At 40.0% G+C, this 26,363-nt stretch carries 22 protein-coding genes and 1 pseudogene; 15 read left to right on the top strand and 8 right to left on the bottom strand.

Going from position 1 to position 26,363, the window contains the following annotated elements; translation table 11 throughout:
• Positions 1–5: 5 nt before the first annotated feature.
• Both F4W09_RS09720 and F4W09_RS09715 read right to left on the bottom strand, forming a co-directional pair.
• The gene (locus F4W09_RS09720; protein ID WP_151504652.1) at positions 6–3,182 is read right to left on the bottom strand and encodes an efflux RND transporter permease subunit; all 3,177 of its coding nucleotides are present in this window, start codon (positions 3,180–3,182) and stop codon (positions 6–8) included.
• A 6-nt stretch (positions 3,183–3,188) separates the two neighbouring features.
• Complete coding sequence (locus tag F4W09_RS09715; protein ID WP_151504651.1) at positions 3,189–4,403, bottom strand: efflux RND transporter periplasmic adaptor subunit; 1,215 nt, start codon at positions 4,401–4,403, stop codon at positions 3,189–3,191.
• A gap of 194 nt (positions 4,404–4,597) precedes the next feature.
• Between F4W09_RS09715 and F4W09_RS09710 the strand changes: the two genes are divergently transcribed.
• The 5 genes and pseudogenes from F4W09_RS09710 to F4W09_RS09690 all read left to right on the top strand — a co-directional run bounded on the left by F4W09_RS09710 (position 4,598) and on the right by F4W09_RS09690 (position 8,711).
• Positions 4,598–5,629: a LysR family transcriptional regulator gene (locus F4W09_RS09710; protein ID WP_151504650.1), complete on the top strand. Its 1,032-nt coding sequence runs from the start codon at positions 4,598–4,600 to the stop codon at positions 5,627–5,629.
• 74 nt (positions 5,630–5,703) lie between these two features.
• Positions 5,704–6,063, top strand: coding sequence for a MerR family transcriptional regulator (locus tag F4W09_RS09705; RefSeq protein ID WP_151504649.1), 360 nt, complete (start codon positions 5,704–5,706; stop codon positions 6,061–6,063).
• 192 nt (positions 6,064–6,255) lie between these two features.
• Positions 6,256–7,464: pseudogene (locus tag F4W09_RS09700) on the top strand (alkane 1-monooxygenase).
• Positions 7,461–7,625 (top strand): rubredoxin, encoded by a 165-nt coding sequence (locus tag F4W09_RS09695; RefSeq protein WP_044740685.1) that lies wholly within the window; start codon positions 7,461–7,463, stop codon positions 7,623–7,625. Before F4W09_RS09700 ends, F4W09_RS09695 begins: the two are co-directional and overlap by 4 nt.
• Before the next feature lie 54 nt (positions 7,626–7,679).
• Positions 7,680–8,711: a helix-turn-helix domain-containing protein gene (locus F4W09_RS09690; RefSeq protein ID WP_151504648.1), complete on the top strand. Its 1,032-nt coding sequence runs from the start codon at positions 7,680–7,682 to the stop codon at positions 8,709–8,711.
• A gap of 148 nt (positions 8,712–8,859) precedes the next feature.
• Here the strand turns inward: F4W09_RS09690 and F4W09_RS09685 are convergent, their stop codons facing one another.
• A complete protein-coding gene (locus F4W09_RS09685; protein WP_151504647.1) occupies positions 8,860–9,558 on the bottom strand; it encodes a DUF1826 domain-containing protein in 699 nt (232 codons plus the stop codon).
• A 290-nt stretch (positions 9,559–9,848) separates the two neighbouring features.
• On the opposite strand from F4W09_RS09685, the gene F4W09_RS09680 reads away from it, so the two are divergent.
• Positions 9,849–11,012: a DUF2135 domain-containing protein gene (locus F4W09_RS09680; RefSeq protein WP_151504646.1), complete on the top strand. Its 1,164-nt coding sequence runs from the start codon at positions 9,849–9,851 to the stop codon at positions 11,010–11,012.
• 115 nt (positions 11,013–11,127) lie between these two features.
• Here F4W09_RS09680 and F4W09_RS09675 read toward each other — a convergent pair whose 3' ends face one another.
• From F4W09_RS09675 to F4W09_RS09655, 5 genes are all read right to left on the bottom strand, one after another.
• The gene (locus tag F4W09_RS09675; RefSeq protein ID WP_044740681.1) at positions 11,128–11,532 is read right to left on the bottom strand and encodes an ExbD/TolR family protein; all 405 of its coding nucleotides are present in this window, start codon (positions 11,530–11,532) and stop codon (positions 11,128–11,130) included.
• A complete protein-coding gene (locus tag F4W09_RS09670) occupies positions 11,533–12,267 on the bottom strand; it encodes a MotA/TolQ/ExbB proton channel family protein (protein WP_044740680.1) in 735 nt (244 codons plus the stop codon). It lies immediately after the preceding gene.
• Between the two features lie 31 nt (positions 12,268–12,298).
• Positions 12,299–13,138 (bottom strand): energy transducer TonB, encoded by an 840-nt coding sequence (locus F4W09_RS09665; RefSeq protein WP_151504645.1) that lies wholly within the window; start codon positions 13,136–13,138, stop codon positions 12,299–12,301.
• Between the two features lie 444 nt (positions 13,139–13,582).
• The gene (locus F4W09_RS09660) at positions 13,583–14,203 is read right to left on the bottom strand and encodes a glutathione S-transferase family protein (protein WP_151504644.1); all 621 of its coding nucleotides are present in this window, start codon (positions 14,201–14,203) and stop codon (positions 13,583–13,585) included.
• Between the two features lie 137 nt (positions 14,204–14,340).
• Complete coding sequence (locus F4W09_RS09655; RefSeq protein ID WP_151504643.1) at positions 14,341–16,878, bottom strand: TonB-dependent receptor plug domain-containing protein; 2,538 nt, start codon at positions 16,876–16,878, stop codon at positions 14,341–14,343.
• 317 nt (positions 16,879–17,195) lie between these two features.
• Here F4W09_RS09655 and F4W09_RS09650 point away from each other — a divergent pair, with 317 nt between their 5' ends.
• The 9 genes from F4W09_RS09650 to F4W09_RS09610 all read left to right on the top strand — a co-directional run bounded on the left by F4W09_RS09650 (position 17,196) and on the right by F4W09_RS09610 (position 26,274).
• Positions 17,196–18,200 carry an MsnO8 family LLM class oxidoreductase gene (locus tag F4W09_RS09650; RefSeq protein ID WP_151504642.1) on the top strand — a complete coding sequence of 335 codons (1,005 nt, stop codon included), beginning with the start codon at positions 17,196–17,198 and terminating at the stop codon, positions 18,198–18,200.
• 13 nt (positions 18,201–18,213) lie between these two features.
• A complete protein-coding gene (locus F4W09_RS09645; protein ID WP_151504641.1) occupies positions 18,214–19,365 on the top strand; it encodes an amidohydrolase in 1,152 nt (383 codons plus the stop codon).
• 1 nt (position 19,366) lies between these two features.
• Positions 19,367–20,710: an LLM class flavin-dependent oxidoreductase gene (locus F4W09_RS09640; protein ID WP_151504640.1), complete on the top strand. Its 1,344-nt coding sequence runs from the start codon at positions 19,367–19,369 to the stop codon at positions 20,708–20,710.
• A complete protein-coding gene (locus tag F4W09_RS09635) occupies positions 20,697–21,698 on the top strand; it encodes an ABC transporter substrate-binding protein (protein WP_151504639.1) in 1,002 nt (333 codons plus the stop codon). The genes F4W09_RS09640 and F4W09_RS09635 overlap by 14 nt, the downstream gene beginning before the upstream one ends.
• Position 21,699: 1 nt before the next feature.
• Positions 21,700–22,668, top strand: a complete 969-nt coding sequence (locus F4W09_RS09630) for an ABC transporter substrate-binding protein (protein WP_151504638.1) — start codon at positions 21,700–21,702, stop codon at positions 22,666–22,668.
• Positions 22,669–22,677: 9 nt separating this feature from the next.
• The gene (locus F4W09_RS09625) at positions 22,678–23,226 is read left to right on the top strand and encodes a GNAT family N-acetyltransferase (RefSeq protein WP_151504637.1); all 549 of its coding nucleotides are present in this window, start codon (positions 22,678–22,680) and stop codon (positions 23,224–23,226) included.
• Entirely contained in the window at positions 23,223–24,140 is a 918-nt protein-coding gene (locus tag F4W09_RS09620; RefSeq protein WP_151504636.1) for an amino acid ABC transporter permease, read from the top strand. Before F4W09_RS09625 ends, F4W09_RS09620 begins: the two co-directional genes overlap by 4 nt.
• Entirely contained in the window at positions 24,130–24,918 is a 789-nt protein-coding gene (locus F4W09_RS09615) for an amino acid ABC transporter ATP-binding protein (protein ID WP_151504635.1), read from the top strand. The genes F4W09_RS09620 and F4W09_RS09615 overlap by 11 nt, the downstream gene beginning before the upstream one ends.
• 183 nt (positions 24,919–25,101) lie before the next feature.
• Positions 25,102–26,274 carry a cysteine desulfurase family protein gene (locus tag F4W09_RS09610; RefSeq protein WP_151504634.1) on the top strand — a complete coding sequence of 391 codons (1,173 nt, stop codon included), beginning with the start codon at positions 25,102–25,104 and terminating at the stop codon, positions 26,272–26,274.
• Positions 26,275–26,363: the final 89 nt, after the last annotated feature.

Genomic DNA, 26,363 nt, shown 5'->3' with positions numbered 1-26,363 from the left:
CGTCCTTATGAGTGATTTGGATTGATTGGAGCTTCATGCGGACTGGCTGAATGCAGCTTATGTCCACGGTTTAAAGTCCGAATGAGTACATAGAAGGCAGGGGTCAGGAATAAACCAAAGAAGGTAACCCCGATCATGCCTGAGAATACGGCAACGCCCATTGCATGACGCATTTCTGCGCCCGCACCTGTAGAAGTAACAAGGGGAACAACACCCATAATGAATGCAATTGAAGTCATTAGAATTGGGCGTAAACGTAAACGGCTCGCTTCAACTGCTGCTTTAAATGCGGTCATGCCTTGCATTTCAAGTTCTCTAGCAAATTCCACAATCAAAATCGCGTTTTTGCAGGCCAGTCCCACCAGTACCATTAAGCCGATTTGCGTGAAGATATTGTTATCGCCATTAGTCAGCCACACCCCTGTAAGCGCAGCTAAAATCCCCATCGGTACAATAAGAATCACAGCCAGTGGTAGAGTTAAACTTTCATACTGCGCAGCCAATACCAAAAAGACCAACAATACACTAATCGGGAAGACCCATAGCCCAGCGTTGCCTGCCAGAATTTTCTGGTAGGTTAAATCTGTCCATTCGAATTTAATTCCACGTGGTAAGGTTTGTGCGGCAATCCGTTCTGCGGCGGCTTCTGCCTGACTAGATGAATAGCCAGCAGCAGGGCCACCATTAATATCCGCCGCAGTATATCCGTTATAACGTACGGCCATTTCTGGACCATAAGTTTGTGTGACATTCACCAGAGAAGATAAAGGCACCATTTGCCCAGCACTGTTGCGGGTTTTTAATTGCAAAATATTCTCTGGATTTGCACGAAATGGTGCATCAGCTTGTGCACGTACCTGATAAACACGTCCAAAACGGTTAAAGTCATTCACATATTGTGAGCCCAGATAAATTTGCATGGTGTTAAATACATCTGTAACAGCAACACCTTGTTGCTTGGCTTTAACACGATCGAGATCTACGTTTAACTGCGGTACATTTATTTGATAGCTTGAAAACATTGGACCAAGTTCGGGTGCAGCTTGTGCTGCTTTCATAAAGTTCTGCGCAGCATCATTTAATGCGAAATAACCCAATGCTCCGCGGTCTTCAAGCTGCATTTTGAAACCACCCACTGTGCCGAGTCCCATTACTGGTGGCGGTGGGAAAACAGCAATATAGGCTTCTTGTATGGCAGCATATTTTTGGTTTAAAGCACCCGCAATCGCATTGGCTGAAAGTTCTTTGCTTTTACGCTCTTCAAAAGGTTTTAGTGTGACAAAAACAATGCCTGCACTGGAACTGTTGGTAAAACCATTAATCGATAAGCCGGGAAAGGCAATTGCACTTTCAACACCAGGTTGTTTTAACGCAGTATCACTCATTTTTCGAATGACGGCTTCAGTACGGTCTAAAGAGGCACCATTCGGTAATTGCGCAAAACTAATCAGATACTGTTTGTCCTGAGCAGGAACAAATCCACCGGGCACAATATAGGAAATACCAATGGTTAAACCGAGTAGAATGGCATAAACGCCCATCGCTGAGGTTTTATGCGAAATAACCCGACTTACACCAAGACCATATTGATCTGACGCACGTGAGAATAGGCGGTTAAATGCCTTAAAAAATCGCCCAAAGACTCGGTTCATGCCTCGTGTTAAAGCATCGGGCTTAGCATCATGACCTTTCAGCAAGATTGCAGCTAAAGCAGGGGATAACGTAAGTGAGTTAAATGCCGAAATGACCGTTGAAATCGCAATGGTCATGGCAAACTGTTTATAAAATTGACCTGTTAAACCTGTCATAAAGGCTAGCGGGACAAATACTGCACACAGCGTTAATGCAATGGCAATAATCGGTCCACTTACTTCACGCATGGCACGGTAGGTTGCATCCCTTGGACTGAGTCCAGCTTCAATATTCCGCTCGACATTTTCCACCACCACAATCGCATCATCGACCACAATACCAATAGCAAGGACCATCCCGAACAGCGAAAGTGCATTAATGGAATAGCCAAAGGCTAGCATTAATGCAAATGTACCAATAATAGACACAGGCACTGCAAGTAAAGGAATAATCGAAGCACGCCATGTTTGCAGGAATAAAATTACCACCAAGACAACCAGTGCAATTGCTTCTAGCAAAGTACTGACAACCGCTTTAATACTCGCGCGAACGAACTGAGTTGGATCATAAACAATTTCATACTTCACTGATGCAGGAAAATCTTTAGACAATTCCTGCATGGTGTCACGGACTTGCTCAGACACTTGCAATGCATTCGCACCTGGTGCTTGGAAAATTGGAATGGCAACCGCTTGTTTATTGTCAAGTAAAGAACGCAAACCGTATTGCGATGCTGCAAGCTCAACACGAGCAACATCGCCCAAACGAGTTACCGCACCGTCTGGATCTGTTTTTAAAATGATATCGGAGAATTCTTGTTCTGTACTTAAACGACCTTGTGCATTTACCGAAAGCTGAAGCGGAGCATTACTTGGAGATGCACCGATGGTTCCTGCGGCAACCTGAATATTTTGCTCACGAATGGCACTGACAATTTCACTTGCCGTTAAATTACGCGCAGAGATTTTCTGTGGATCGAGCCAGATCCGCATAGAATAATCCCCAGAACCAAATAAACCGACTTCACCCACACCTTGCAAACGTGCTAAACGGTCTTTGACATTCAGCACCGCATAGTTGCGTAAGTAGGTCATGTCGTAACGATTATCTGGCGAAGTTAAATGCACCACCATGGTTAAGTTGGAAGAGCTTTTCAGGGTCGTCACCCCTAAACGCTGAACATCTTCGGGTAAACGTGGCAAAGCCTGTGATACCCGATTTTGTACCAGTTGTTGTGCTTTATCTGGATCCACCCCAAGTTTAAAGTTTACAGTAACGGTTAAATTACCATCGCTATTGGCTTGAGATTGCATATACAACATGTCTTCAACGCCGTTGATCGATTCTTCAAGAGGAGAAGCCACGGTTTCAGCAATCACTTTAGGGTTTGCACCTGGATACTGTGCACGCACAACCACAGAAGGTGGAACAACTTCTGGATATTCAGAAATAGGCAGTTTAAAAACTGACAATATCCCCGCCAATACAATCAGGATTGATAACACACCTGCAAAGATCGGCCGATCAATAAAAAATTTAGAGATGTTCATATGAGATTAACCCGCTGCCGAATTAGCTGTGTTTTCAGTTGGCTGAGGTTGTTGCGCAGTTGAAACTTGACTATTTGGCATGATGACTTGATGCGGTGTAACAGGATCCCCAGGTCGAATGCGCTGTAAACCATTCACGACAATCCGTTCACCTGCTTGTAGTCCGCTCTCAACAATTTGCAAGCCATTTTGAACTGTGCCCAGTTTTACTTCGCGGTACATGGTTTGGTTTTTACGATTTACAACCACGACAAAGCGTTTATCTTGATCGACCCCAATTGCGGTTGGACTAATCAAAATTGCGGCACGAGGCTGCCCACCTCCCAGTCGAATGCGAGCATACAAACCTGGCAGAAGAGACCCTTTAGGGTTGTCAAAAGTAGCTCGGACACGAATCGTTCCCGATGTGGTATTTAAATTATTGTCAAATGAACTAATTACACCTGTATGTGAAAAACCTTCTTCATTAGCAAGTCCCATAGATACAGGAATCTGAGCGGCATTATTTTGATCGCTCAAATATTTCAGATAAGTTTGTTCATCGACATCAAAAGATGCGTATAAACGGGCAACTGACACAATACTGGTTAAAACCTGTGCACCATTACCCGCAGATACCACGTTTCCAGCCGTTATTTCGGCACGAGAGATACGACCACTGACAGGTGCAGTAATGCGGGTATATTCAAGATTTAAACGTGCTGATTCGACAGCAGCTCTGGCGGCTTGAACATTGGCACTTGCAGTGCGTGCTTCATTTTCTGCTTGTTCAAGCTCTTGGTGAGCGACAGCATTGCTTTCAATCAAACGTCGATTGCGAGATAAATTACTTGTGGAATAAGTCACTTGGGCTTCGGCCGCAGCCAGTTGTGCCTTGGCACGATTCAGCTCTGCTTGAAATGGTCGTGGGTCAATCGTAAAAAGTAAATCACCTTTTTTGACCAGACTGCCATCTTTGAAATGAACAGCGATGAGTTTGCCTGAAATTTGCGGTCGAACATCCACTTGGTCAATGGCTTCTAGGCGACCAGAATATTCTTGCCAATCGGTAATGGTTTGGCTCACAACATTTGCAACATCGACGGTCACAGCAGCTTGTGCATTTGTATCTTGTGTAGCTTTAGCATCGGCATTTTTATGTAAAAACATAAAACTACCCCCCGTAGCTAAAATAGCGACAAGCACTGCAGACAGCGTGAACTGTTTGCGGGAAATTGACATGAAAAGCTCCTATTTTTATTCGTATACCTGTTTGACGACAAATACATATCGGATGGGAGAAACAGGTGAGGTGAAGAAATCGGAGCTTAAATGTTTGTGAATTACGAATAAATATATTAAATTTGATAACACTATTCGAAAATTCATAACAATCGAATACTGAATTTCAAATGTTACTGTCTTAGGAGCAATGCGTGGATCTTTTTCATGCCATGAAAGTGTTTAATAAAGTAGTCGAAACCAACAGTTTTAGTTTGGCAGCAGATAGCTTAGGACTACCTCGTGCTTCAGTGACTACAACGATTCAGGGATTAGAAAAACATTTACAAATTCGCTTATTGAATCGAACCACGCGCAAGCTTAGTTTGACTCCTGATGGTGCTGTATATTATGAGCGCAGTGTACAAATTCTGGCTGATGTTGAGGACATTGAGTCTCACTTCCATGACACTGAGCGTGGACCACGTGGCCGTTTACGAATTGATGTTAAAGCTTCGATAGGGCGTATGATCTTAATCCCTATGTTGTGTGATTTTCATACGAAATATCCTGATATTGATTTAGTCATTGGTATGAATGACCGTCCTGTAGATTTAGTTCAGGATGCCGTCGATTGCGTGATTCGGATTGGTCAACTTAAAGATTCTAGTTTAGTGGCGCGCCGTATTGGTACGGTTCAGTTTGTGACGGTTGCATCGCCAAAATATTTCGCTGAACACGGTAAACCAGAAACAATTGAAGATTTAAAGCAGCATCAGGTCGTGCAATATTTCAACAGTCGTACAGGCCGTAATATTGACTGGAATTTTGTGGTAGATGGTGAAATTCAAAGTATTTCAGTCAATGGACCAGTTTCTGTCAATGATGGTGACTCGTATATTGAACTGGCACTTCAAGGCTTTGGTTTAATTCAATGTCCTTACTTCATGGTTGCAAAGCATCTGGAGTCTGGTGCACTCAAGGAAGTTCTACATCAATGGTTACCTGAACCTTTGCCTATTTCTGTGGTTTATTTACAGAATCGTCATTTATCGCCTAAGGTACGTGTGTTTGTCGATTGGGTTGCTGCATTATTTGCTGAATGTCCACTACTAAGTGGATGTACCTTATCTCTGAATCAAAAATCTGAGTTTACATGTGAACAGAAAAAAGAGAATAACAACTTTACGATTCATAGCTTGCTTGAACAGCAAAATACAGCCGAGGTTTTCGCTTTAAATGTCTAATTATATAGTCTGTATATATTATGGAGATGTATTAGCTGAAAAAATCTAAATGACTAAAATCAGTTTTATTTCCCTTGCCAAAAGCCAAAAGACTAGCAAACGGCTACCGTAAATATTCTGAAGATGACCTCAGACAACTCAACCTGATTAAACAAGCACAGCAAGTGGGTTTTACCCTTGAAGAAATTAAATCTTTAATTCCTGCAAACATTTCAAATTGGGATCATGAGAAATTGATTGGAACCCTGAGTGAAAAAGTCAAAGGAATCACCAAAATGCAGAAAATGTTGTTAGAAAATAAACAGAATCTCATACAACTGATTGAAACAATTCAAAATAAACCACAAGATATGAGTTGTGAGGATAATGCGAAACGTCTAATGAATATTTATTATTCAGAAACTGAAACACCACTTAAGACTGATAATGCTTGAAAATTGTAAAGCATTTTTATTTTCATAAAATTATTGATGGACTGCAGACATCATTTCCAACGTTCAAATTTCAGCTTTACTACAATGTTAAATGTCCACTAAAGAATAGATTATGTCCTTTAAAGCATCCTAAATCGGGTCATAATCAACAATCATTATACAACTCAAAGTCATACTTGATGAGGTTGTTAAATGAATGCTATTACAAAACTTACTGCAGAAGCCCCTAAATTTAAAGACAAAAAAAGAAAATTATGGATACTTGGTTTAGTAATTCCAAATATTGCCAATGTTGCATTGCTTGGTTATCAATTTGGACCTAAAAAAACGAAAAAGCTCTTTGCTGCTGCAGGCCCCTTGGTTTTACATGGTTTAATTCCTGTATTGGATAAATACATCGGACAAGACCCTGAAAACCCACCCGAAGAGGCCATTGCTGAATTAGAAGCAGACCCGTATTACGCCAAAATTGTTAACCTATACATTCCGTTGCAATACATTGCCAATATCTATGGAAATTATATTGCCAGTAAAGAAAGTACACCCACAAGCGATCGTATTTTAATTGGTCTGACACTGGGTGTCGTCAATGGTGTAGCGATTAATACTGCCCATGAACTCAGCCATAAGTCAGGTAAATTACAACATTATTTATCTCATTTGTGCCTAGCCCCTACAGGCTATAACCACTTTCGAATTGAGCATCCTTATGGTCATCACCTCCGTGTTGCTACGCCTGAAGATCCAGCATCTTCTAAATTTGGTGAAAGCTTCTGGAAATTCTGGCCAAGAACAGTTAAAGGTAGTTTTAAATCGGCAATTCATATCGAAAAACGACGCTTAGAACGTAAAGGGCTTCCTTTTTGGTCGATTCATAATGAGTTGCTTCAAGGCTGGGCAATGTCCGCCACTTATCATGCATTGATGTTAAAATTTTTTGGCAAAAACATCATGCCGACTCAAATTACTCAAGCTTTATATGGGATTACACTTTTTGAAGCAGTGAATTATATGGAACATTATGGTCTAAAACGTCAAAAATTAGAAAATTGACGTTATGAGCGCACCATGCCAGTTCATAGCTGGAATAACAATAATCTATTCAGCAATATATTATTGTATCAATTACAGCGTCATTCCGATCATCATGCCTATCCAACTCGAAGTTATCAGGCGCTACGTCATTATGAGAATGTGCCGCAACTGTCATCTGGCTATGCCAGCTTATTTTTACAAGTCTTTATTCCACCATTTTGGTTTAGTATTATGGATAAACAGGTAATTCAATTTTATCAGGGTGATATTCACAAAATAAATGTATATGCACCTGAACAAAAAAAGATTTTAGAAAAATATGCAGATGACTTCACAGATGCCACACAAGAGGTCACAGTTTCATGAAACGTTATCAATGCATTGTTTGTGGATGGATCTATGATCAAGCTCATGGTATACCAGAAGAGGGAATTGCAGCAGGAACTGCTTGGGAAGATATTCCTGAAAGTTGGACGTGTCCTGACTGTGGTGTTTCAAAGTCTGATTTCGAAATGGTAGAAATTTAATGTCAAATCGGTAGCAAATGGCTCCTATTTGCTGCCTTGTAGAAAGATAAGACTATGCAAAATCACATTCCGAACATACCAGCCCGTTACTATTTTAAGATTCTGAATATTCTTGAAGAAAGAAATATATCAACAGAATCGGTGCTTTCTAGTATTCACGTAGATTTAAAAAAATATCTGACTTCACCTGATTTAAAAATTACCCAAGAACAAGTCAGTCAATTTGTTTCATTTTGCCTTAAATACCCTAAAAATTATGATTTGGCATTTGAAATAGGTCGTTTGCTCAAGGTCAGTTCACATAATTTAGTTGGATATGCCATTCTTACCAGTAATAATTTGGAACAAGCTTTGATCTATATTTCCAAGTATTTCACCCTAATTATTCCTAGTTTCAAATTTAGCTATTTTTATCATGAAGATCAGTCTATGGAATTGGTCTGTGAACCAGTCTATAACATGGATACGCTTTCTCTAAATTTTCATTTGGAGGCAATCGCTGTTGCTTTACATTGCTCTATTCAGGAGTTAGTTGAAGACAGGCTACTTGCCTATGATATTTTTATGTCCATTAATGAACCCTTACACATTCAACTTTATCTAAGGTTATCTAAGGTCAAATTTCATTTTAATACTTTAAAACAACCCAGTTTTAGAGTTCGCTTAACTAAACCCTTACTTCAACAATCCTTGCATTTAGCCGATGAAGGAACGCGCAGGGCAATAGAACTCAAATGCCAAGAACAAATCTATGAAATAAAAAATAATATGGATTTGGTTTTATGGTTGAAACATCTTTTTATGAGCTCGACTGAAACTATTAGTATGAAAGAATGTGCTCAGCTTTTAAATATCTCCAGTAAAACCTTACAAAGGCATTTAAAGTTAAAAAATATAAGCTATCAACAAATTAAGACTGATGTCTCAATGGAAAAAGCTCAACAAATGCTAAGTCATACCAGTAAAAGTATTTTTGAGATTGCGGAAGAACTGGATTATGCCTCAGCTTCTAACTTTTCACGTTCTTTTAAACTCCATGTTGGTAGTTCGCCAAGTACGTTTCGAAAAAAACAGCGGGGTTTTTAGTGAGAGAGCTTATAAAAATATATGACGCAATTTGAATGCAACTTTCTGTATGTTCAAATACTGATTATTCATGAAAAGAGCTGTCTTTTTAGCCATCTATCGTTAGATCAACCACTAAGGCATTCTGTGCAGAGTCAGTGCTAAGGATTCAGCAAATCAAAAGCAGTCTATATTCACCATCTTTTTCAACAGGTGCTCTATGAACACAGGGTAAAACCTGTTGTGTTGGATGGTCTACCGCTAAACGCCAAAGATGTCCTGAGCCTAAATTTACAGGTTTTACATTCGGTTTAGGCTGATAATGCAGATCAAAAAAATAGTCTTCGAGAAAAGCTTCAAATTCGGCTTCTGGGCCATCATGCAGTTCTTTGAGCTTTGTTCTAATTTCAGGAATCAACACTTTTTGTACAACCTGATGATTGGGTAAAATTTCACTTGCAGCACCATGATAGGTACATAAAAAAGTATCTGTTGCGATAGGCGAACGATCGACATGATATGAATATACATCTGTTGAAATAAAATCAAACTCTTCGTCCCGTTCATAACTTTTTAGTAAGTTAAGCGAAGGAGATGCGCCGTAATCCGTCAATAGTTGTATATCATTTAAGATTGTTTCTCGCGCTAAATTACCTAATTCTGAAAGCTGTAACGCCAAAAGATGATCCGCAGAAACCTCTGTAATATTCTCTTTTAATTTAAGCTTAGCGACGATTTCTTGGAAATCTCCAAGCAAATTTCTGGACCAGCAAAGCGCATTCATTTCGCCTTGAAAATGTGCATTCACGAGTTCGTGAAAATTCGAAACTACTTTAACTTGCTTATTGTCAGAAAACGTATTCTTCATATTAGAATTAAATAAATCATAACCTGTGGTTAATTATACAACCTGCTTGATCAAAACAGAGAGTGATTCGTTACATGAGTAAAGCTTTCAAACTTTCCAAATTGCATGAGTGTCGAAAATATCTTCATTAGCTTGTTAAATGTTCATCGTGTAATCTATGTTGAAAACAACCTGGTGGTATCTATCCTTAGCCATAGCATACGCAATAAATGTACCGCATGATTTAATGTTTGAGTCGTAGTGTTGATAAGACTTTAAAATGCAATATGCAACTTAATAAGAGATAAACAATGAAAAAACATCTACTTTATTCTTCTATACTTGGTTTAAGCATCCCTGCTTTGGGCTATGCAGATACCACTAATATTCATGTTTTAAGTGCAACGGTAAAAGATCAAAATATTGCTAATGCACAAGTCATTTTACAAAAAAATGGTGAACAGTCTGCATCAGCTTCAACCAATGTAGACGGACGTGCAACGGTGAACAGTAGCAGTACGAATGGTGCAGACAATTTATTGATTATCAAAAAATCAGGCTATTCAACACTGGTTGCAAAATGTCCTTGTGATGGTATGACCTATGCCTTAAGTCCTGTATTAAAAGACTTAAACAGTATGCGAATCGTTTTAAACTGGGGGCAGAGTCCCTTAGATTTAGACTCACATTTAAGCTATAGAAATCAACATGTATATTGGGACAATAAACAAGGGCAAGATGCCAATTTGGATGTTGATGATACAGACGCTTATGGTCCTGAAACAGTAACCATCGATAAACGTTTAGACGGACAATATTATGTTTATTCGGTCCATGATTATTCAGATCGTGCTCAACCTAATACTACGAACCTGTCGAATAGCCAAGCCAAAGTTATGGTTTATGCAGGCGAGTCATTGATACGTTCTTATTATATTCCTACAGGACTGACAGGGAATTTATGGACTGTGTTTCGCATTAGTCCTGAGGGCGAAATCCAAGATATTAATCGTATTTCAGGGACAACTGTTGGAGCGAACCAAGTTGGCTCAACTGTGGCGAGTTATCAAAGCCAAGCAACTCAAGTACAATACGTTCCTGTTTCAGCTAATGCACAGGCACGGGCCAAAGCGCTAAATTTGAAAGCGGATAAAGCCTATAAAAACAATCAATTTGAACAAGCTGCACTGATTTATCAACAATCTATTGATTACAATCCAAACGTTGGACAAACCTATAGTAATCTTGCCGTTGCTTATCAAAAGTTGAATCGTTCATCTGAGGCTTTATGGGCAAATCAAAAGGCGATTGCCTTAGCATCTAATGATAATACCAGAGCATACTCACATTACAACATTGGTAAAATTTATGAAAATAATCAGGACTATGCTCAAGCCAAACAGCATTACCAATTAGCAAACCAATATAAACCAAGTGCGACTTATGATGAGGCAATTCAACGTGTGAGTCGCTAAGTCTCTCAGCATAGTAGTTGGATTACATTGAATAAATAAAAAAGCACCTGATGGTGCTTTTTTATTATTACAGCTCGAAATGTTGTCTATGTGTAGACTTCAAATGAATAATCGATCATTTCGGTTCAGTAATCACTGATAATTTCTCTACGCCGACGCGTTCTATACTGGCTAAAAGTTTAGCCACCGTGCCATAAGGAACGGTTTCATCGGCATTTAAGTTTAATGCTAACTTGCTGTTGGCATTTTTACGCTGTGTGATTTCTTGCTCAAAATTTTCGAGACTGACAGGGGCTTTGTCTAAGAAGATTGCACCATCTGGTTTTACACTAATCACCAGTGCTTTGTTTTGATCTGTCGATTGTGTTGGAGCAGCTTTCGGTAAGTTGACCTTCACGCTGTTGGTTAACAAAGGTGCTGTTACAATAAACACGATCAATAGCACTAACATGACATCGACGAGCGGAGTAATGTTGATGTCACTGACCACATCATCATCTTGAGAAGTTGAAATCGCCATTTAAGCCAAAGCCTCCTTGTCTTGAGATGTCAACTGCTGAGCCGTAACTGTTTTTGCTGCAATATGTGTAGTTTGAGTTTTGGCAGGGAGTTGGAAACCAACCTTTTGAGTGAGGCTGACAAAGTCTGTTGCAAAGTCGTCTAAATCTGCGCCAATACTTTTCACTTTACGGACAAAATAGTTATAGGCAAGTACAGCAGGCACAGCCACAGCAATACCAATACCTGTTGCAACCAGTGCTTGACCAATTGGACCTGCAACCACATCCATACTGGCACTGCCAGATTGGGCAATTGCTTGTAAGGCATGAATAATCCCAAACACCGTTCCAAATAAACCAATAAATGGGGCATTATTCCCAATGCTTGCGAGGATGGCAGAACCTTTTTCGAGTTGACGGCGTTCAGTAAAAATTTGCTTGCGTAAGTGTCGCTCTAATAAATCTTGACGACTCCATGTTTGTTGTAAATCTTGATGGGTTTTTTCATTGGCTTCAGTTAAGGTTTTAAAACCTGTTTGAGCAATACGTGCTGTAGGTCCCTGAGCATCTTCAGACTGACCAATTGCATCTGCCAAGTTCTGGGCTGACCAAAAACTATCGACAAAAAGTTTACTCTCTTTGGTAGCTTTTGAGGTTTGTATAGCTTTCACCACAATTAAAACCCAGGTTACGATCGAAAAACCGATCAATAACCAAATGGTTGCATCATGAATAATCGTATTAATATCAGACATATCGAATTTTCCTAAGATAAAATTTTACAGTTTAATTGGGTAGTTTGAAGTGAATTGGAACATCGACCCAACCTTCAACTGGCGTGTTGCCACGCAGTGCAGGTGAAAATTTCCAGCGCTTCACAGTTTTTACAGCAGCATCATCCAGTGCTTTTTTGCCGCTACTATTTTTCAGGTTGATTTCCAAAGGACTACCTGCGGGTGAGACTTTCACACGCAACATCACAACGCCTTCCCAACCTCGGTCTAATGCCACTTCTGGGTACTCAGGGGCAGGATTGCTCAGATAACCGGCATAACCTTTGGCTGCTGTCACAGATAAGTTTTCTTGTGTGGGCTTACTCACCGGTTCAGCAACTTTCTGGGTCGGTATGACGTTTTCTGTTGGCTCAGCCTGCTGTACAGGTTGAGGAACTGATTTGGCGACAGTTCTAGGCTGCTCAATCGGCTTTTGCACTACAGGTTTGGGAATGGATTTTTCAACCACTGGTTTTTGTACAGGCTGAGGTTTTGCTGAGACAGGCGGAATAATCGGCTTTTGTATTTCCTGCTTGAGTTTCGGCTCAATGACCTTAGGTAGTTCTTCCTTTGGCTTTTCAATTACAATTGCGATAGGTTCTGGTTTTTTCACAATCAAAGGTGGAGTAGGAAGATGCTTCGCAAGATAAAAGATGCCGTAATGTAATGACAGAACAGCAGCAATTGCCCAAAAAATGTTGTTGGTTTGAACAGGTTTTTCTGCTGTAATCGGACTTACCAGATTGGCAGCAAATGGATATAGATCGACAGCATGAAATACATTGGACTGAACATTTTGAAGTTGTTCAAACAAAATTGCCTTTTTATAAGGACTTCGACTGACTTCACTCATATCAGTAATGCACCATTCAATAAGATTTAATTGTCATTGCAGAATCTTCTTTATTTCTTAAATTAAATCGGCTTAATTTTGAATATAAAAAAATTCTTCAGATTTTAATTTCCCCATTAACTTACAAATAAGAAAATTAATTTAGCTAAATAAAACATTAAAAACATAATGAGTTATTTTTTAAAAATAGAAAACAAACTTTTTTAGATTAGTATTTTTATAAAAAGTGATAATAGATTAATCAAATATAGCGACTTATAATGATTAAAGATAATTTATTTTATATTCAAGATATCTATTTTATTTGTATTTATTTTCTCTCTGCATCTATTTTTAATATCTCTACTAAATAAATCAATTTATATGCAATAAGACCGTCCATAGATAGAACAGCCTTATGCTATTTAAAGCTAAAATTTTAAAAAATAGAGCAATAATGCTTAACTAAAGAATACTGGCCACTTTTAAAAAGTGTTCCCGCGCTCTAATACGTTCGATCCATGCTTTTAAGTGCGTATGATCATGATGACGCTGAACGTCTAAATTGAACCAATGATTGAGGGCTAAGGCCAAAGGAATATCTGCAACGCCAAAATTTGAACCAGACAGATAGGGCTGTTTAGCCAGCTCGCTATTGGCAACATCCAATATTTTTTCTAGTTTTTCTGCTGCAACTTTAACCGCAGCCAAATCTCTTTTATCTTCAGGCTGACGAACCAGATTAAAAAACACAATTCCAAACACTGGCAGGACGGTCGTAGTATACCAGTCAATCCATTTTTCTGCGCTAAAGCGTAGTTTAGGGTCTTCAAGCCATAATGTATTTTTTCCATATACCTCAGTGAGATACCGCAAAATGGTATTTGATTCCCATAAAACCGTGTCACCATCTTGAATGACAGGAATCAGACCATTTGGATTGAGCGCCAAAAACTCGGCAGTATCAACCACACCATACTGTTGTCCCGCAGGAATATGTTCAAATTGAAGTCCAAGTTCGGCTGCTAGCCAAAGTACTTTGTGGACATTTAAAGAATTGGGTCTGCCCCAAATAGTAATGCTCATATATTTTCTCAAAAATTTTGAATGTGTGTGAAACAGTCCTTTGGTGAAATTCAGTATTTAAATAATCATCGATTCTGAACCATCAGAAAGACTTAAACGATATTGAAATTTCACCAAAGCATTTGGTTTAAATATTTTTAGAAGCGATAATTGACACGACCATAGTAATAGCCACCATAGAGTCCAAAAGGCGAAAGCTGTGCATAATAATTCTCACCCAAACCATCGACAATGTTGGATTTTTCAGGGTAGGTGTTAAATAAGTTGTCCGCGCCTAAAGTCAATGAAAGACTGTCTGTAAGATGGTAGGTTGCATCTAAATCAACAATCCATTTAGCATCAAAGGTCTGGTCTGTGGCGGCTGTTTCACTGCGCGCGATATAGCTACCATAACGAGATAAGCGGGTATTCAAATCGACTTTTGCATACTGCCAATTTGCTGCTAGAGTGAATTTTGTTTTCGGATCTGCATCGGTAATCATGCCTTTGGTACGACGGGTGATACGATCAATATTGATACCGTCTAACTGGCTTGGATTATCCGCAATTGCTGTAATATCGGTTTCATTCCAGTTGAAGCCTAAACTCCAGCGGATACGTCCATATTTATTCAGTTGTTGTGTATAGTCTGCAACAACATCAACACCGTTGGTTTCTGTATCAAATAAGTTGGCATAGTAAGTCACGTAATTAACGTTAGAAAAGCCGTTGGCTGCCAAAATGTTGTTAATACCACTACCAGTAAGACCTGCTGTTGAAGCAATACGGTCTTTTAATTCAATACGATAAGCATCAACTGCAAGGTTGAAATTCTTGAATGGGCTATAAGTTAAACCCAGAGAAAAGTTAGTCGATTCGGTAGGATCAAGTGCCTCTGCACCTAAAGCTTTTCCTAATGCTGAATCAGTACGTACAGATTTACTGTATACATCTGAGCGGACGCCATTGTTTACCGTGCTTACAATGCCCGTACTGGCAAATCCTTGTTGGTATAGCGACGGTGCAATAAAGCCTGTACTTACGGTTCCTCGGATTGCAAGTTCAGGTGTGAATTCATAACGGCTGTTAATTTTTCCGTTGAATGTATCACCAGAACTATCATCATAATGTTCGAAACGACCTGCTAAACCCACAAACCAGTTTTTGGTTACATCTAACCCTAAATCTAAATAGGCAGCAGTGTTAGTCCGACTAATATCAGCTTCATCTTCAGGTAAGAGCACACGGGCACCAAAGGTTCCGACTGTTGCAGGTAAGCCAGCACTATCGCCTGTAGGAATAATATAACCGCCATTTTTATAAGCTAAAGGATCAGTGGCTTTAGATGCCCAACCTTCTTTACGATAGTCTAGTCCCCATGCAACACTCAGTGGGTTTGCTCCAAAACCAATATCGAAGGTTTTCTTCAGATCAAGGTTGCTGACCCATTGATAAGCATCATATTTTTGTAGACCAAATGAAGTTGGGCTAGAGGGGCCAAGAGATGGATTGATGTTGTTTCGTGTAGAGTGATCTTGTGTATTTTTACCATAAGAACTACTCGCATCCCATGCCCAACCGAGTACATTATCGCCTTTTAGTCCCCAAACGGTTTGCACATCCGTTTCATTTAAAATGACATCGGGCGTTGTACCATTCGGGAAGATTTCAACAATACCTGATCTAGAGTTCGGACGACGATAGGAAGCTCCTGTAGAAGCATCACGCCAACCTGCGGTGGTGTAGCTATACAGAGTTGCAGCTTTACTTAAAGGAAGTTCAGCATTTGCAGAAACATTAAACTGTTCAACCGATGGCAGCCCCAATTTATTTAAATTACGATCTATTGTGGCTTCGCGTGGGTCATCCTGACCATTTACTTTAGAATAAATTCTGCCTGAAACTGGGCCAGCACGGGTAGTAGCATCCTGATTTTTCAGGTCAAAACCAAAATTGATAAAACCGTCTTGACCCAAAGGTGCACCAGCATTGGCATTCAGTTGAAAAGTTTCTCCATTTCGACCAGTTCCATCATAGTGTTCTCGTCCACCATAGGTGGTACTAATATTGCCGCCATTATCAGCAGATTTGAGTACAATGTTGATCACTCCAGCAATCGCATCGGAACCATACTGCGCCGCAGCACCATCACGTAAAACCTCAACACGTGCAATAGCACCAATCGGGATGAGGTCTAAATCTGCTGCTTGGTAGCCTTCACCAAAACCGTATTTGTTAATGGCTAAAGCACCGACATGACGACGTTTTCCATTCACCAACACGAGGGTATGACCACCACCCAAACCACGTAAACCTGCAGAACGGGCAACAGCCCCATAACCATCAGGTTGACTAGGAACAGTAGCAACACTGAAAGATGGAATCACTTTTGCCAAAATGTCTCTTAGCGCAAGGGTATTACCTTGTTTGAGCAACTGTTCACCACTAATTACATCCAGAGGTGCTGGGCTTTCAGTAACGGTGCGTATACCTCCACGATTTCCTACCACAACGACACTTTCTAGTTGCTGAACATCTTCTTTTTCAGAAGATGTAGGTGCATTTTTATTCACATCTTGCGCATAAATAGAACCTGTAATTCCACAAGTTAAAGCAAAGAAAATGGATTGATGAAGAGGGGATATTTTAAAACCCAGCTTTTCACGCTGAGCCAGTATTAGATTGGTTTGCCACATTATATTTTCCAATGATGATGTAATTTATAGAGTTTTACCTAAAACAATAATCCGATGAGTATTTCGACTCTGGTAGTCAATATATCGATTGTTTTTTTATTGTTAAATATTAAATAATCATTTGAATATCAGTTTTGATTAAATATATTTACATTGAAATTTTAATAAGGTTTTCTTTATTTTTAATAACACTTCAATCTCTTTATAAAAACCATATTTTCACTTTTTTATATAACTTTAATTTTATTTAATATTTAATTTTTAAAAGCTAAATCCGTTTAATAGGTTCCAACTTTATATCTTTTGGAAAATAGAAAATGGGGCTGAATTATAAATTAAGCATACTGGATAAATGTCCAAGAGCCGAAGGGATTAGCACAGAACAGTCATTTAAAAATGCATTGCAAATTGCTCAAACAGCAGAAGCCTTAGGATTTTATCGTTACTGGGTGGCTGAGCACCATTCCACAGCATTGCTATCAAGTCCATCGCCTGAAATCTTAATTGCATGGCTGTTGGCTCAGACTAAAACCATTCGAATTGGCTCTGGTGGGGTAATGTTGCAGCACTACAGCCCTTATAAAGTTGCAGAGAATTTTAATGTACTGGCAGGTCTAGCAAACAATCGAGTGGATTTAGGCGTTGGTAAAGCACCTGGCGGTTTTCCTGTCTCAACTCAGGCGCTACAGCTCGGGCTTGATCAGTCATTAAAAGGAAGTTTTAAAGTACAACTAGAAGCATTAGATCATTATTTACATTCTAAATTTGATCGTAATCAGCCAGATCAAGTTGCTGCAACTCCAACACCAGATCAGGTCGCAGAGAAGTTCTTGCTAGGTGCAAGCCTTGAAAGTGCTCGACTCGCAGCAGATTTGGGCTGGAACTTTGTATTTGCTGCACATTTAAATGGCGATGCCAAGCTACTTCAAGATGCTTTACAGACTTACTCACACTATTCATCAGGAAAAAGAGCGATTGTTGCGGCACAAATTATTGTGGCTGATAGCCGTGATCAAGCGGAAGAACTGGCAGCAGGGCTTTCGGTGTGGACGTTGGAACTTGAGAATGGTCAACGAGTAAAAATTCCAAATGAACAAAGTGGAGAGGAGTTTTCGAGACAAGCTCAATCTGCGATTAAAAGCCTTAAAAAAGAGCAGTTAAAAATTATCAAAGGTACAGTCGAGGATGTTCATCAGCAGTTATACGCTTTGCATCAACAACATGGAATTCAGGAATTTATTGTTGAATCACCACTGTTAGATCATGCAACACGTTTGAAATCTCTAACACTACTGGCACAGCATGCTGTGCTTGCAGCTTAAGTGGGAGAAATTAATGTCAAATAGACAGTTACTTGAACAGCAGTTGCTCAATTGGAGACATGAATTACATCGTCATCCAGAATTATCAGGTCAAGAGTTTCAAACCACTGACAAATTAAAACAATGGCTGTCTGAATACGGCATTGAAACTGCAACTTGGGGTTTAAAAACAGGACTGATTGCAGATATTGGCACTGGTTATCCAATTGTGGCTATTCGAGCAGACATCGATGCGTTACCCATTCATGAAGAAATTGAGCAAGACTTTCGCTCGACTCAAGACGGAGTAATGCATGCTTGTGGGCATGATTTGCATAGCTCAACCATTTTAGGCGCTGCAATTTTACTCAAAGCTCAAGCGTCTGAATTAAAAGGTACGGTACGCGTTATTTTTCAGCCCGCTGAAGAAACTTATAGTGGTGCTTATGAAGTACTGAAGAGTGGAGCCTTAGAAGATGTATCCGCCATTTTCGGTTTTCACAATGTTCCTGAGTTAGCTCTAGGTACTTTTGCAACGCGCTCTGGTGCATTTTATGCCAACGTCGACCGATTCAAAATTGTGATTAAAGGCAAGGGCGGTCACGCAGGGCGTCCGCATGAAACCAAAGATCCAATTGTTGTGGCAGCGCAGTTGATTAGTGCTGTGCAAACTATTGCCAGTCGTAGCATAAATAATTTAGACACTTGTGTAGTCAGTATTACCCAAGTACATGCGGGCACAAGTTGGAACGTCCTGCCAGAAGAAGCTCACTTAGAGGGCACGGTAAGAACCCATTCTCCTGAGGTGCGTCTAGCTGTTGAAGAAAAACTTAAACAAATTGCACAAGGTATTGCACTTGCTCACTCAGTCGACATTGCTGTGGATTGGGACAATGGCCCCGCGGCATTAATCAACACTGCAACATGGGCTGAACTGAGCCAAGCCGTTGCTCGTGCACAAGGTTATGAGGTGCAAGAAGCACCGCTTTATTTGATCGGTGAAGATTTTGGCGCCTATTTAAAACACATCCCCGGCGCCTTTGTCAGTATCGGCAGTGCCAGTTCCTTCGGTTTGCACCACCCCCAATATCAACCCAATGAATCTTTAATTTATCCAGCTGCTCAATACTTTGCTGCCTTAGCAACACAAGCACTTGAGTCTATTCATAAAAATGCAGAGGTCTAACATGAGTAATCACAAACAAATTCGCCTTGGTACTATTTTACACGGTGCAAACGGAAATATGTCTGCATGGCGCCATCCTGAAGCGGTGGTCGATGCCAGTATTAATTTTGAGTTTGCCAAAAACGTAGCGCTTCAAGCTGAACGGGCAAAATTTGATTTTGTCTTTGTGGCTGATGGTTTATATATCAATGAAAAATCGATTCCTCATTTTCTCAACCGTTTTGAGCCGATTACGTTACTTTCAGCCCTAGCCAGTGTGACTCAAAATATTGGTTTAGTTGGTACAGTGTCGACCTCATATAGTGAGCCGTTTACGATTGCGCGTCAGTTTGCCAGTCTGGATCATTTAAGTGGTGGACGTGCAGGATGGAATGTGGTGACCACACCACTTGAAGGCACTGCAAAAAATCATACCCGTAAACAGCATCCTGAGCACAGCCAACGCTATGAAATTGCAGATGAATATTTGCAAGTCGCAAAAGGGCTTTGGGACTCGTGGGGTGAAGGCGCTTTTGTTCGCAATAAAGAAACAGGACAATTTTTTGAACGCAGTAAATTACATACCTTGAACCATAAAGGTAAACATTTTGAAGTGGCAGGCCCACTCAATGTAGAGCGTTCGCCACAAGACCGTCCGATTCTATTCCAAGCAGGAGCATCAGGTGCAGGTCGTGCATTAGCCGCGAAACATGCCGATGCCATTTTTACCCATCAAGCCACACTCGAAGAAGCACAAGCATTTTACTTAGATGTGAAACAGCAAGTGATTAAGAATGGTCGTGATGCAGATGATTTGCTCATTTTCCAAGGCATTAGGGTTTTGATCGGAGATTCTGCTGAAGACGTAGAGCGTCAATATCTTGAAACAGCCGCATTAGTCACGATCGATGACGCACTGAATTATTTAGGACGTTTCTTTGAACATCATGATTTTTCTCAATATGAACTCGATGCACCTTTTCCAGAACTGGGCACACTGGGTGAAAACAGCTTTAAAAGTGGTACTGATGAAATTAAACGTAAGGCCAAAGCAGAAAATTTAACTTTACGTCAGGTTGCACTACAAGCAGCAACTCCACGTCCACCTTTTGCTGGAACGGTAGAAGAAGTCGCAGATCAGTTAGAACTGTGGGTAAAAGAAGAGGCGGCAGATGGCTTCATTATTGCGGGTGCAACACCAAAAACTTTAGATACTTTTGTTGAAAAAGTTGTGCCATTGCTGCAACAACGCGGGCTATATCGTACCGAATATCCAGGCACTACTTTACGCGCTAGTTTTGGTTTGAAGCGACCAGAAAATCAATTTGAACAATCAGAAAAGGAACACCTTCATGCGGTTGAATAAAACACCTTTGACGATTGCTTTGGCACTGCTTCTAGGAATTTCTCTGGTTGGATGCAGTAAAGAACAGGCATCTACTCAAACGGCTAGCTCAACAGCCGAGTCTACAAAATCGACCGATAAAACCGATTTCTATAGCCGTGAGCTTGCAAAGTTGAAAGAGAATATGACGCCGATTCATGTTGCTCACAATGCGGAAGCCAGTCAAAAAATTCCAAAAGATTTTAAGTTTGTAAATGCGGGTTATTTTACCGTTGCTGCGATTTCAGGAGCGCCACCTTTAAGTGTATTGGGGCCTGATAATCAAACCTATATTGGAACTGAAATTGATATTGCTCGTTTGATTGCAGACAGTTTGGGCTTAAAACTGAAACTGGTTCGCACCTCGTGGGAAGACTGGCCGCTCGGTGTCCTTAGTGGCAAATATGATGCAGCCATTGCCAATGTTACCGTCACCAAAGAACGTAAGGAGAAATTTGACTTTGCGACTTATCGTCAAGACGTATTGGCTTTTTATGTCGCAGAGAAAAGTAAAATCAAAGCCATCAAAGGTCCCGATGATATTTCAGGTTTAAAAGTGATTGTCGGTTCTGGTACCAATCAGGAAAAAGTACTGTTGGACTGGATTGAAGACAATAAAAAGAAAGGACTGCCGCCTGGGCAGGCACTTTATTACGATGATGGTGCATCTGCAAGTTTGGCACTCCAGTCTGGGCGGGTTGATGCTTTATTTGGTCCTAATGTTGCTTACGCATGGCAAGCGGTAAATGGTGCAAAAATCCGTTTGGCTGGGACAGCACTCGGAGGTGGAACACGACCTGCTGAATTAGGAGTCACGCTGAAAAAAGGCAGTGGCTTAGTTGATGCAGTACAAACGGCTTTAAATGGAGTGATTCAAACAGGCGAGTATCAAAAAGTCTTAGCACGTTGGGGGACTCAGGCAGAAGCGATTCAACATTCTGCAATTAACCCTCCAGGCTTGGGAGACTAACATGTACAAAGCTCAGACTGTCGCATTTTTTAGTCTGACACTGGCAGCTTTAGGCCTGACGGGTTGCTACAACAATGAGAAAACAACTCATACGCAAGAAAATCGTTTGAAAACTGAGTTTACTGAACAAGAGCAACAGACCTTAAAAAATAACATGGTGGCTATTCATAGTACTCAAAATGCAGAGGCAATTGCTCAATTGCCTCAAGGTTTTAAGTTTGTGAATGATGGTTATTTTACTGTTGCTGTGGGCACCAACAGTTTTCCACCTCTACATGTTTTGGCAGAAGATAACCAGACACGTATTGGTAGTGAAATTGATATTGCACAGTTAATTGCTGACAGCTTAGGTCTAAAACTTCAAGTGATTCCAAGCTCGTGGGAACACTGGCCACTCGGTTTAGCATCGGGGAACTTCGATGCCGTGCTCAGTAATATTGCCGTCACAGAACAGCGTAAACAGAAATACGACTTTGCGACTTATCGTCAAGACATGTTGGCTTTTTATGTGCCTAAAGACAGTAAAATTCAAACGATTAAAACGCCAGATGATATCGCGGGACTCAAAATTGTGGTCGGTTCAGGCACCAATCAAGAACGGCTATTGTTGAAATGGATTGAAAATAATCGACAAAAAGGGCTGGATCCAGCGCAACCGATTTATTTGGAAGACGGTGCAGCAGCAGCTTTGGCGTTGCAGTCTGGTCGTGTCGATGCTTACCTCATACCCAATGTGATGGGCGTATGGCAACAAGCCAATGGTGCCAATATTAAAGCAGTAGGCACCTTAAATGGGACGTGGTCTGTTGCAGTTGCCGTCAAAAAAGGGACTGGGCTAGTGAATGCCATTCAAACATCTATAAACGGTGTCATTGCGAATGGCAAATATACCCAAGCTTTGACACGTTGGAATTTACAAAATGAAGGAATTCCACAATCAGTCATTAACCCACTGATTCAGGATAAATAAGAGGTCATTATGCAAGAAAAATTTATCCAAATGCCAGTTGATGTACCCGAAGCACAACCTTTGCTTGATCAGTTATTTGCTGAATATGAAGAAATCTATGGTGATTTTTTTGCGCGTCAAGACGCACAAGTGATTGATGAACGTAAAAAAGCCACATATCGGGAACGCTATGAAGGTGCGGAAGATTTTTTACCCCCGCATGGGTTGTTTGTTGTGCTTAAACGTGATGATGAAGTCATTGCAATGGGGGCGTATAAACGCTATGACGCAGAAACTGCAGAGCTGAAACGGATTTGGTCACATCGAGACTTACGTAAACAAGGATTGGCTGCAAAAATAGTCAAAGAACTTGAACGAAGTGCGCTTGCTGCGGGGTATCGCAAAATCTTTCTCACTACAGGGTTTAAACAAATTCCAGCAGTGAAATTGTATTTGAGTCTAGGCTATGAACCCCAGTTTGAACTCACTCCAGATTTTAATTTTGATCGATACATTGGTGCGCCTTTATACGGTGGACTTCCTTTTAGAAAGACTTTACTGCAAAAGGAGGTCGCATGAGTTTAGAACACTATAAAATCGTTCCAGCACGTCATCCACTGCGCTACATTGGTGTCGCATTTTCGATATTAATTATTGCAGTGGTCGCGGAATCGATATTTTCCAATCAAAACTGGGGCTGGCCTGTTTTTAGACAGTGGTTCTTTAACCCTGCGATTCTTCAGGGTTTGATGATGACGCTAAAACTGACATTTTGGTCAATCGTGTTTAGTTTAATTTTGGGCACCATTGTGGCGATGATGAGACTTTCATCATCTTGGCTAATTCTCTCACTGGCATGGGTGTATATCTGGATGTTCAGATCATTACCACTGCTGTTAGTGTTGATTATTCTCTATAACTTTTCTTATCTATATGAATACATCAATGTTGGTGTGCCTTTTACCGACACAGTCTTTGCTCAGTTTAAAACCATTAATGCTCTGGATCAGTTCTCAACAGCTTTAGTCGGTTTGGTGATAGTACAAAGTGCTTATACGGCAGAAGTCATCCGTGGTGGGATTTTGTCAGTCGATCATGGTCAATTCGAAGCAGCGGCAGCATTGGGTCTGTCATGGTGGCGCCGTACGACGCGGATTATTTTACCGCAATCCATTCGCAGTATCATTCCAGCAATTATCAACGAATGTGTGGGTTTATCTAAAGGCACATCGATTGTATATGTTTTGGCAATGCCTGAACTCTTTTACACAGTACAAATGATTTATAACCGTAACCAAGAAGTGATTCCATTGTTGATGGTCGCTGCCGTTTGGTATGTGATTGTGACCAGCGTATTTTCCATCGTGCAATGGTATATCGAAAAAATATTAGCAAAAGGCGAGCGGAAATCAGCCATTAATAGTTTTGCTTTTTTCAAGAAGGCACAGCCACACACAACTCAGCCACGTATAGGAGCAAGCTATGATCATTAATCAATCAACATCTCCTGCAAATGGTCATATCCAAGTGAGCCATGTCTTTAAAAACTATGCAGGACATGCGGCATTACACGATATTAGTCTGGATATTCCAGCGGGCTCTGTTACGGTCATTATTGGTCCATCTGGGTCGGGTAAATCTACTTTATTACGAACGATAAATCATTTAGAGCGTGTAGATGAAGGGTTTATTCAAATTGATGATGAGTTTATTGGCTATCGTAAAAAAGGCGATAAACTTTATGAGTTAAAAGAACGAGATATTTTAAAGCAACGTAAATCTGTAGGTTATGTTTTTCAGAACTTTAATTTATTTCCACATTTAAATGTTTTACAAAATATTATTGAAGCACCCTTAGCACATAAAAAACTCAGTAAAGATCAAGCCATTTTAAAAGCCAATCAATTATTGGGTTTAGTTGGGCTTCGAGATAAAGTTGAAGCATGGCCTAAACAACTTTCTGGTGGTCAGCAGCAACGCGTTGCTATTGCCAGAGCTTTAGCCTTAGACCCTAAAGTAATTTTATTTGATGAGCCAACGTCGGCCTTAGACCCTGAACTGGTTGGTGAAGTTTTAAATGTAATCAAAAACTTAGCTCAATTAGGTAAAACCATGGTGATTGTAACGCATGAAATTGCTTTTGCACGAGAAGTTGCCGACCATGTGGTATTTATGGATCAAGGTAGAATTGTTGAACAAGGAACGGTTCAACAGGTTTTAGAACAACCAAAAGAAGAACGTACCCAAAACTTTTTATCTCGGGTTTTATAAATTTGCGTCTTATTTTTTAATGATATATATTTTAGTTTTATATATTAAAATCGTTGGTTAATGATAAAACTAACGATTTTTTTATAAGTTTAATTTTGTTGATAAGGTATGATTAAATCCATATAAATAGAATAAATTTCATCCTTTATAATCATTTTAAATTTATTTTTAATAGTGATTAAAATGAGTAGATTAATTTATTTAGATTATGCAGCAACAACACCTATTCTTCCTGAAATTACGCAAGCGATTATTCGATGTTTGTCTGTAGACGGCGATTTCGGAAATCCTGCTTCTCAGTCCCATCATTATGGTTGGGATGCTGCCAAGCATATCAGTACATCTAGACAGCATGTGGCTGATTTAATCCATGCCAATCCTCAAGAAATTATTTGGACTTCTGGTGCGACAGAGTCAAATAACCTTGCAATCAAAGGCACTTTAGATCGTTATAAAAATCAAAATAAACACATTATTACCAGTAAAATAGAACATAAAGCTGTGCTAGATACCTGTGCCGAGTTAGAAAGTCTCGGTTTTCAGGTCACTTATCTACAACCTGAGTTGGGTACAGGCGTGATTCGCCCAGAACAGGTAGAACAGGCCATTCAGCCCAATACGGTTTTAATTTCGCTCATGATGGTGAATAACGAAATTGGGACATTAACCGATATTCAAGCGATTGGTCATATTGCACATCAGCATCAGGTTTTATTCCATGTCGATGCCGCCCAAGCCGCAGGAAAGACAGAGATTGATGTTCAGGCGATGCATATTGATTTACTCAGTCTATCTGCACATAAAATATATGGACCTAAAGGTATAGGTGCCTTATATGTGCGTCATGAAGTACAAAAACAAATCAAGACGCAAATTCACGGTGGTGGACATGAACAGGGTTTACGTTCGGGAACTTTAGCCACACATCAAATCGTTGGAATGGGTGAGGCTTGTAGACTGGCTAAAATAAACTTAGATGAAGAACAACAGCGTATTCAAAAAATAAGAAATAAATTTTTAATTCGTTTAGAAGCGTTAACTCCTGTAAAATTGAATGGCCATCCTACCGAACATGTTGCCAATTATTTAAATATCAGTTTTTTAGGGGAGCGAGCAGACTCTATTCTATCCGCTATTAAACTAGTTGCCGCTGTTTCAAGTGGGTCTGCCTGTAATTCACATCATGCAGCACCATCACATGTATTAAATGCTTTAGGGCTTACTGAAGAACTCGCAGCAAATACTGTCCGCTTTAGTTTTGGAATGTACACTATTGAAGAGCATATTATTACGTTGTTGGATAAGATTTCATTAAGCTTAAAATACAATCATCCAAAATTTAGTGTTTCTGTGTAATATCATTTAAATTCAGCGAACTCTTTCTTTTCTTCAAAGGGTAAAAGTTTATATAAATAAAAGGTGTATTCAGAAAATAAAAAAATGAT

This window comes from Acinetobacter tandoii (assembly GCF_008867985.1).
GTDB classification, from domain to species: domain Bacteria; phylum Pseudomonadota; class Gammaproteobacteria; order Pseudomonadales; family Moraxellaceae; genus Acinetobacter; species Acinetobacter tandoii.
This window is presented reverse-complemented; position numbering and strand designations above follow the sequence as displayed.

Bases quoted from the DNA above. Each gene is read 5' to 3' on its own strand.
- F4W09_RS09695 (WP_044740685.1), top strand. From the start codon at position 7,461: ATGAAACGTTATCAATGCATTGTTTGTGGATGGATCTATGATCAAGCT.
- F4W09_RS09660 (WP_151504644.1), bottom strand. From the start codon at position 14,203: ATGAGCATTACTATTTGGGGCAGACCCAATTCTTTAAATGTCCACAAA.
- F4W09_RS09630 (WP_151504638.1), top strand. From the start codon at position 21,700: ATGTACAAAGCTCAGACTGTCGCATTTTTTAGTCTGACACTGGCAGCT.
- F4W09_RS09690 (WP_151504648.1), top strand. From the start codon at position 7,680: ATGCAAAATCACATTCCGAACATACCAGCCCGTTACTATTTTAAGATT.
- F4W09_RS09650 (WP_151504642.1), top strand. From the start codon at position 17,196: ATGGGGCTGAATTATAAATTAAGCATACTGGATAAATGTCCAAGAGCC.
- F4W09_RS09610 (WP_151504634.1), top strand. From the start codon at position 25,102: ATGAGTAGATTAATTTATTTAGATTATGCAGCAACAACACCTATTCTT.
- F4W09_RS09675 (WP_044740681.1), bottom strand. From the start codon at position 11,532: ATGGCGATTTCAACTTCTCAAGATGATGATGTGGTCAGTGACATCAAC.
- F4W09_RS09640 (WP_151504640.1), top strand. From the start codon at position 19,367: ATGAGTAATCACAAACAAATTCGCCTTGGTACTATTTTACACGGTGCA.
- F4W09_RS09615 (WP_151504635.1), top strand. From the start codon at position 24,130: ATGATCATTAATCAATCAACATCTCCTGCAAATGGTCATATCCAAGTG.
- F4W09_RS09635 (WP_151504639.1), top strand. From the start codon at position 20,697: ATGCGGTTGAATAAAACACCTTTGACGATTGCTTTGGCACTGCTTCTA.
- F4W09_RS09625 (WP_151504637.1), top strand. From the start codon at position 22,678: ATGCAAGAAAAATTTATCCAAATGCCAGTTGATGTACCCGAAGCACAA.
- F4W09_RS09720 (WP_151504652.1), bottom strand. From the start codon at position 3,182: ATGAACATCTCTAAATTTTTTATTGATCGGCCGATCTTTGCAGGTGTG.
- F4W09_RS09665 (WP_151504645.1), bottom strand. From the start codon at position 13,138: ATGAGTGAAGTCAGTCGAAGTCCTTATAAAAAGGCAATTTTGTTTGAA.
- F4W09_RS09670 (WP_044740680.1), bottom strand. From the start codon at position 12,267: ATGTCTGATATTAATACGATTATTCATGATGCAACCATTTGGTTATTG.
- F4W09_RS09645 (WP_151504641.1), top strand. From the start codon at position 18,214: ATGTCAAATAGACAGTTACTTGAACAGCAGTTGCTCAATTGGAGACAT.
- F4W09_RS09685 (WP_151504647.1), bottom strand. From the start codon at position 9,558: ATGAAGAATACGTTTTCTGACAATAAGCAAGTTAAAGTAGTTTCGAAT.
- F4W09_RS09620 (WP_151504636.1), top strand. From the start codon at position 23,223: ATGAGTTTAGAACACTATAAAATCGTTCCAGCACGTCATCCACTGCGC.
- F4W09_RS09655 (WP_151504643.1), bottom strand. From the start codon at position 16,878: ATGTGGCAAACCAATCTAATACTGGCTCAGCGTGAAAAGCTGGGTTTT.
- F4W09_RS09680 (WP_151504646.1), top strand. From the start codon at position 9,849: ATGAAAAAACATCTACTTTATTCTTCTATACTTGGTTTAAGCATCCCT.
- F4W09_RS09715 (WP_151504651.1), bottom strand. From the start codon at position 4,403: ATGTCAATTTCCCGCAAACAGTTCACGCTGTCTGCAGTGCTTGTCGCT.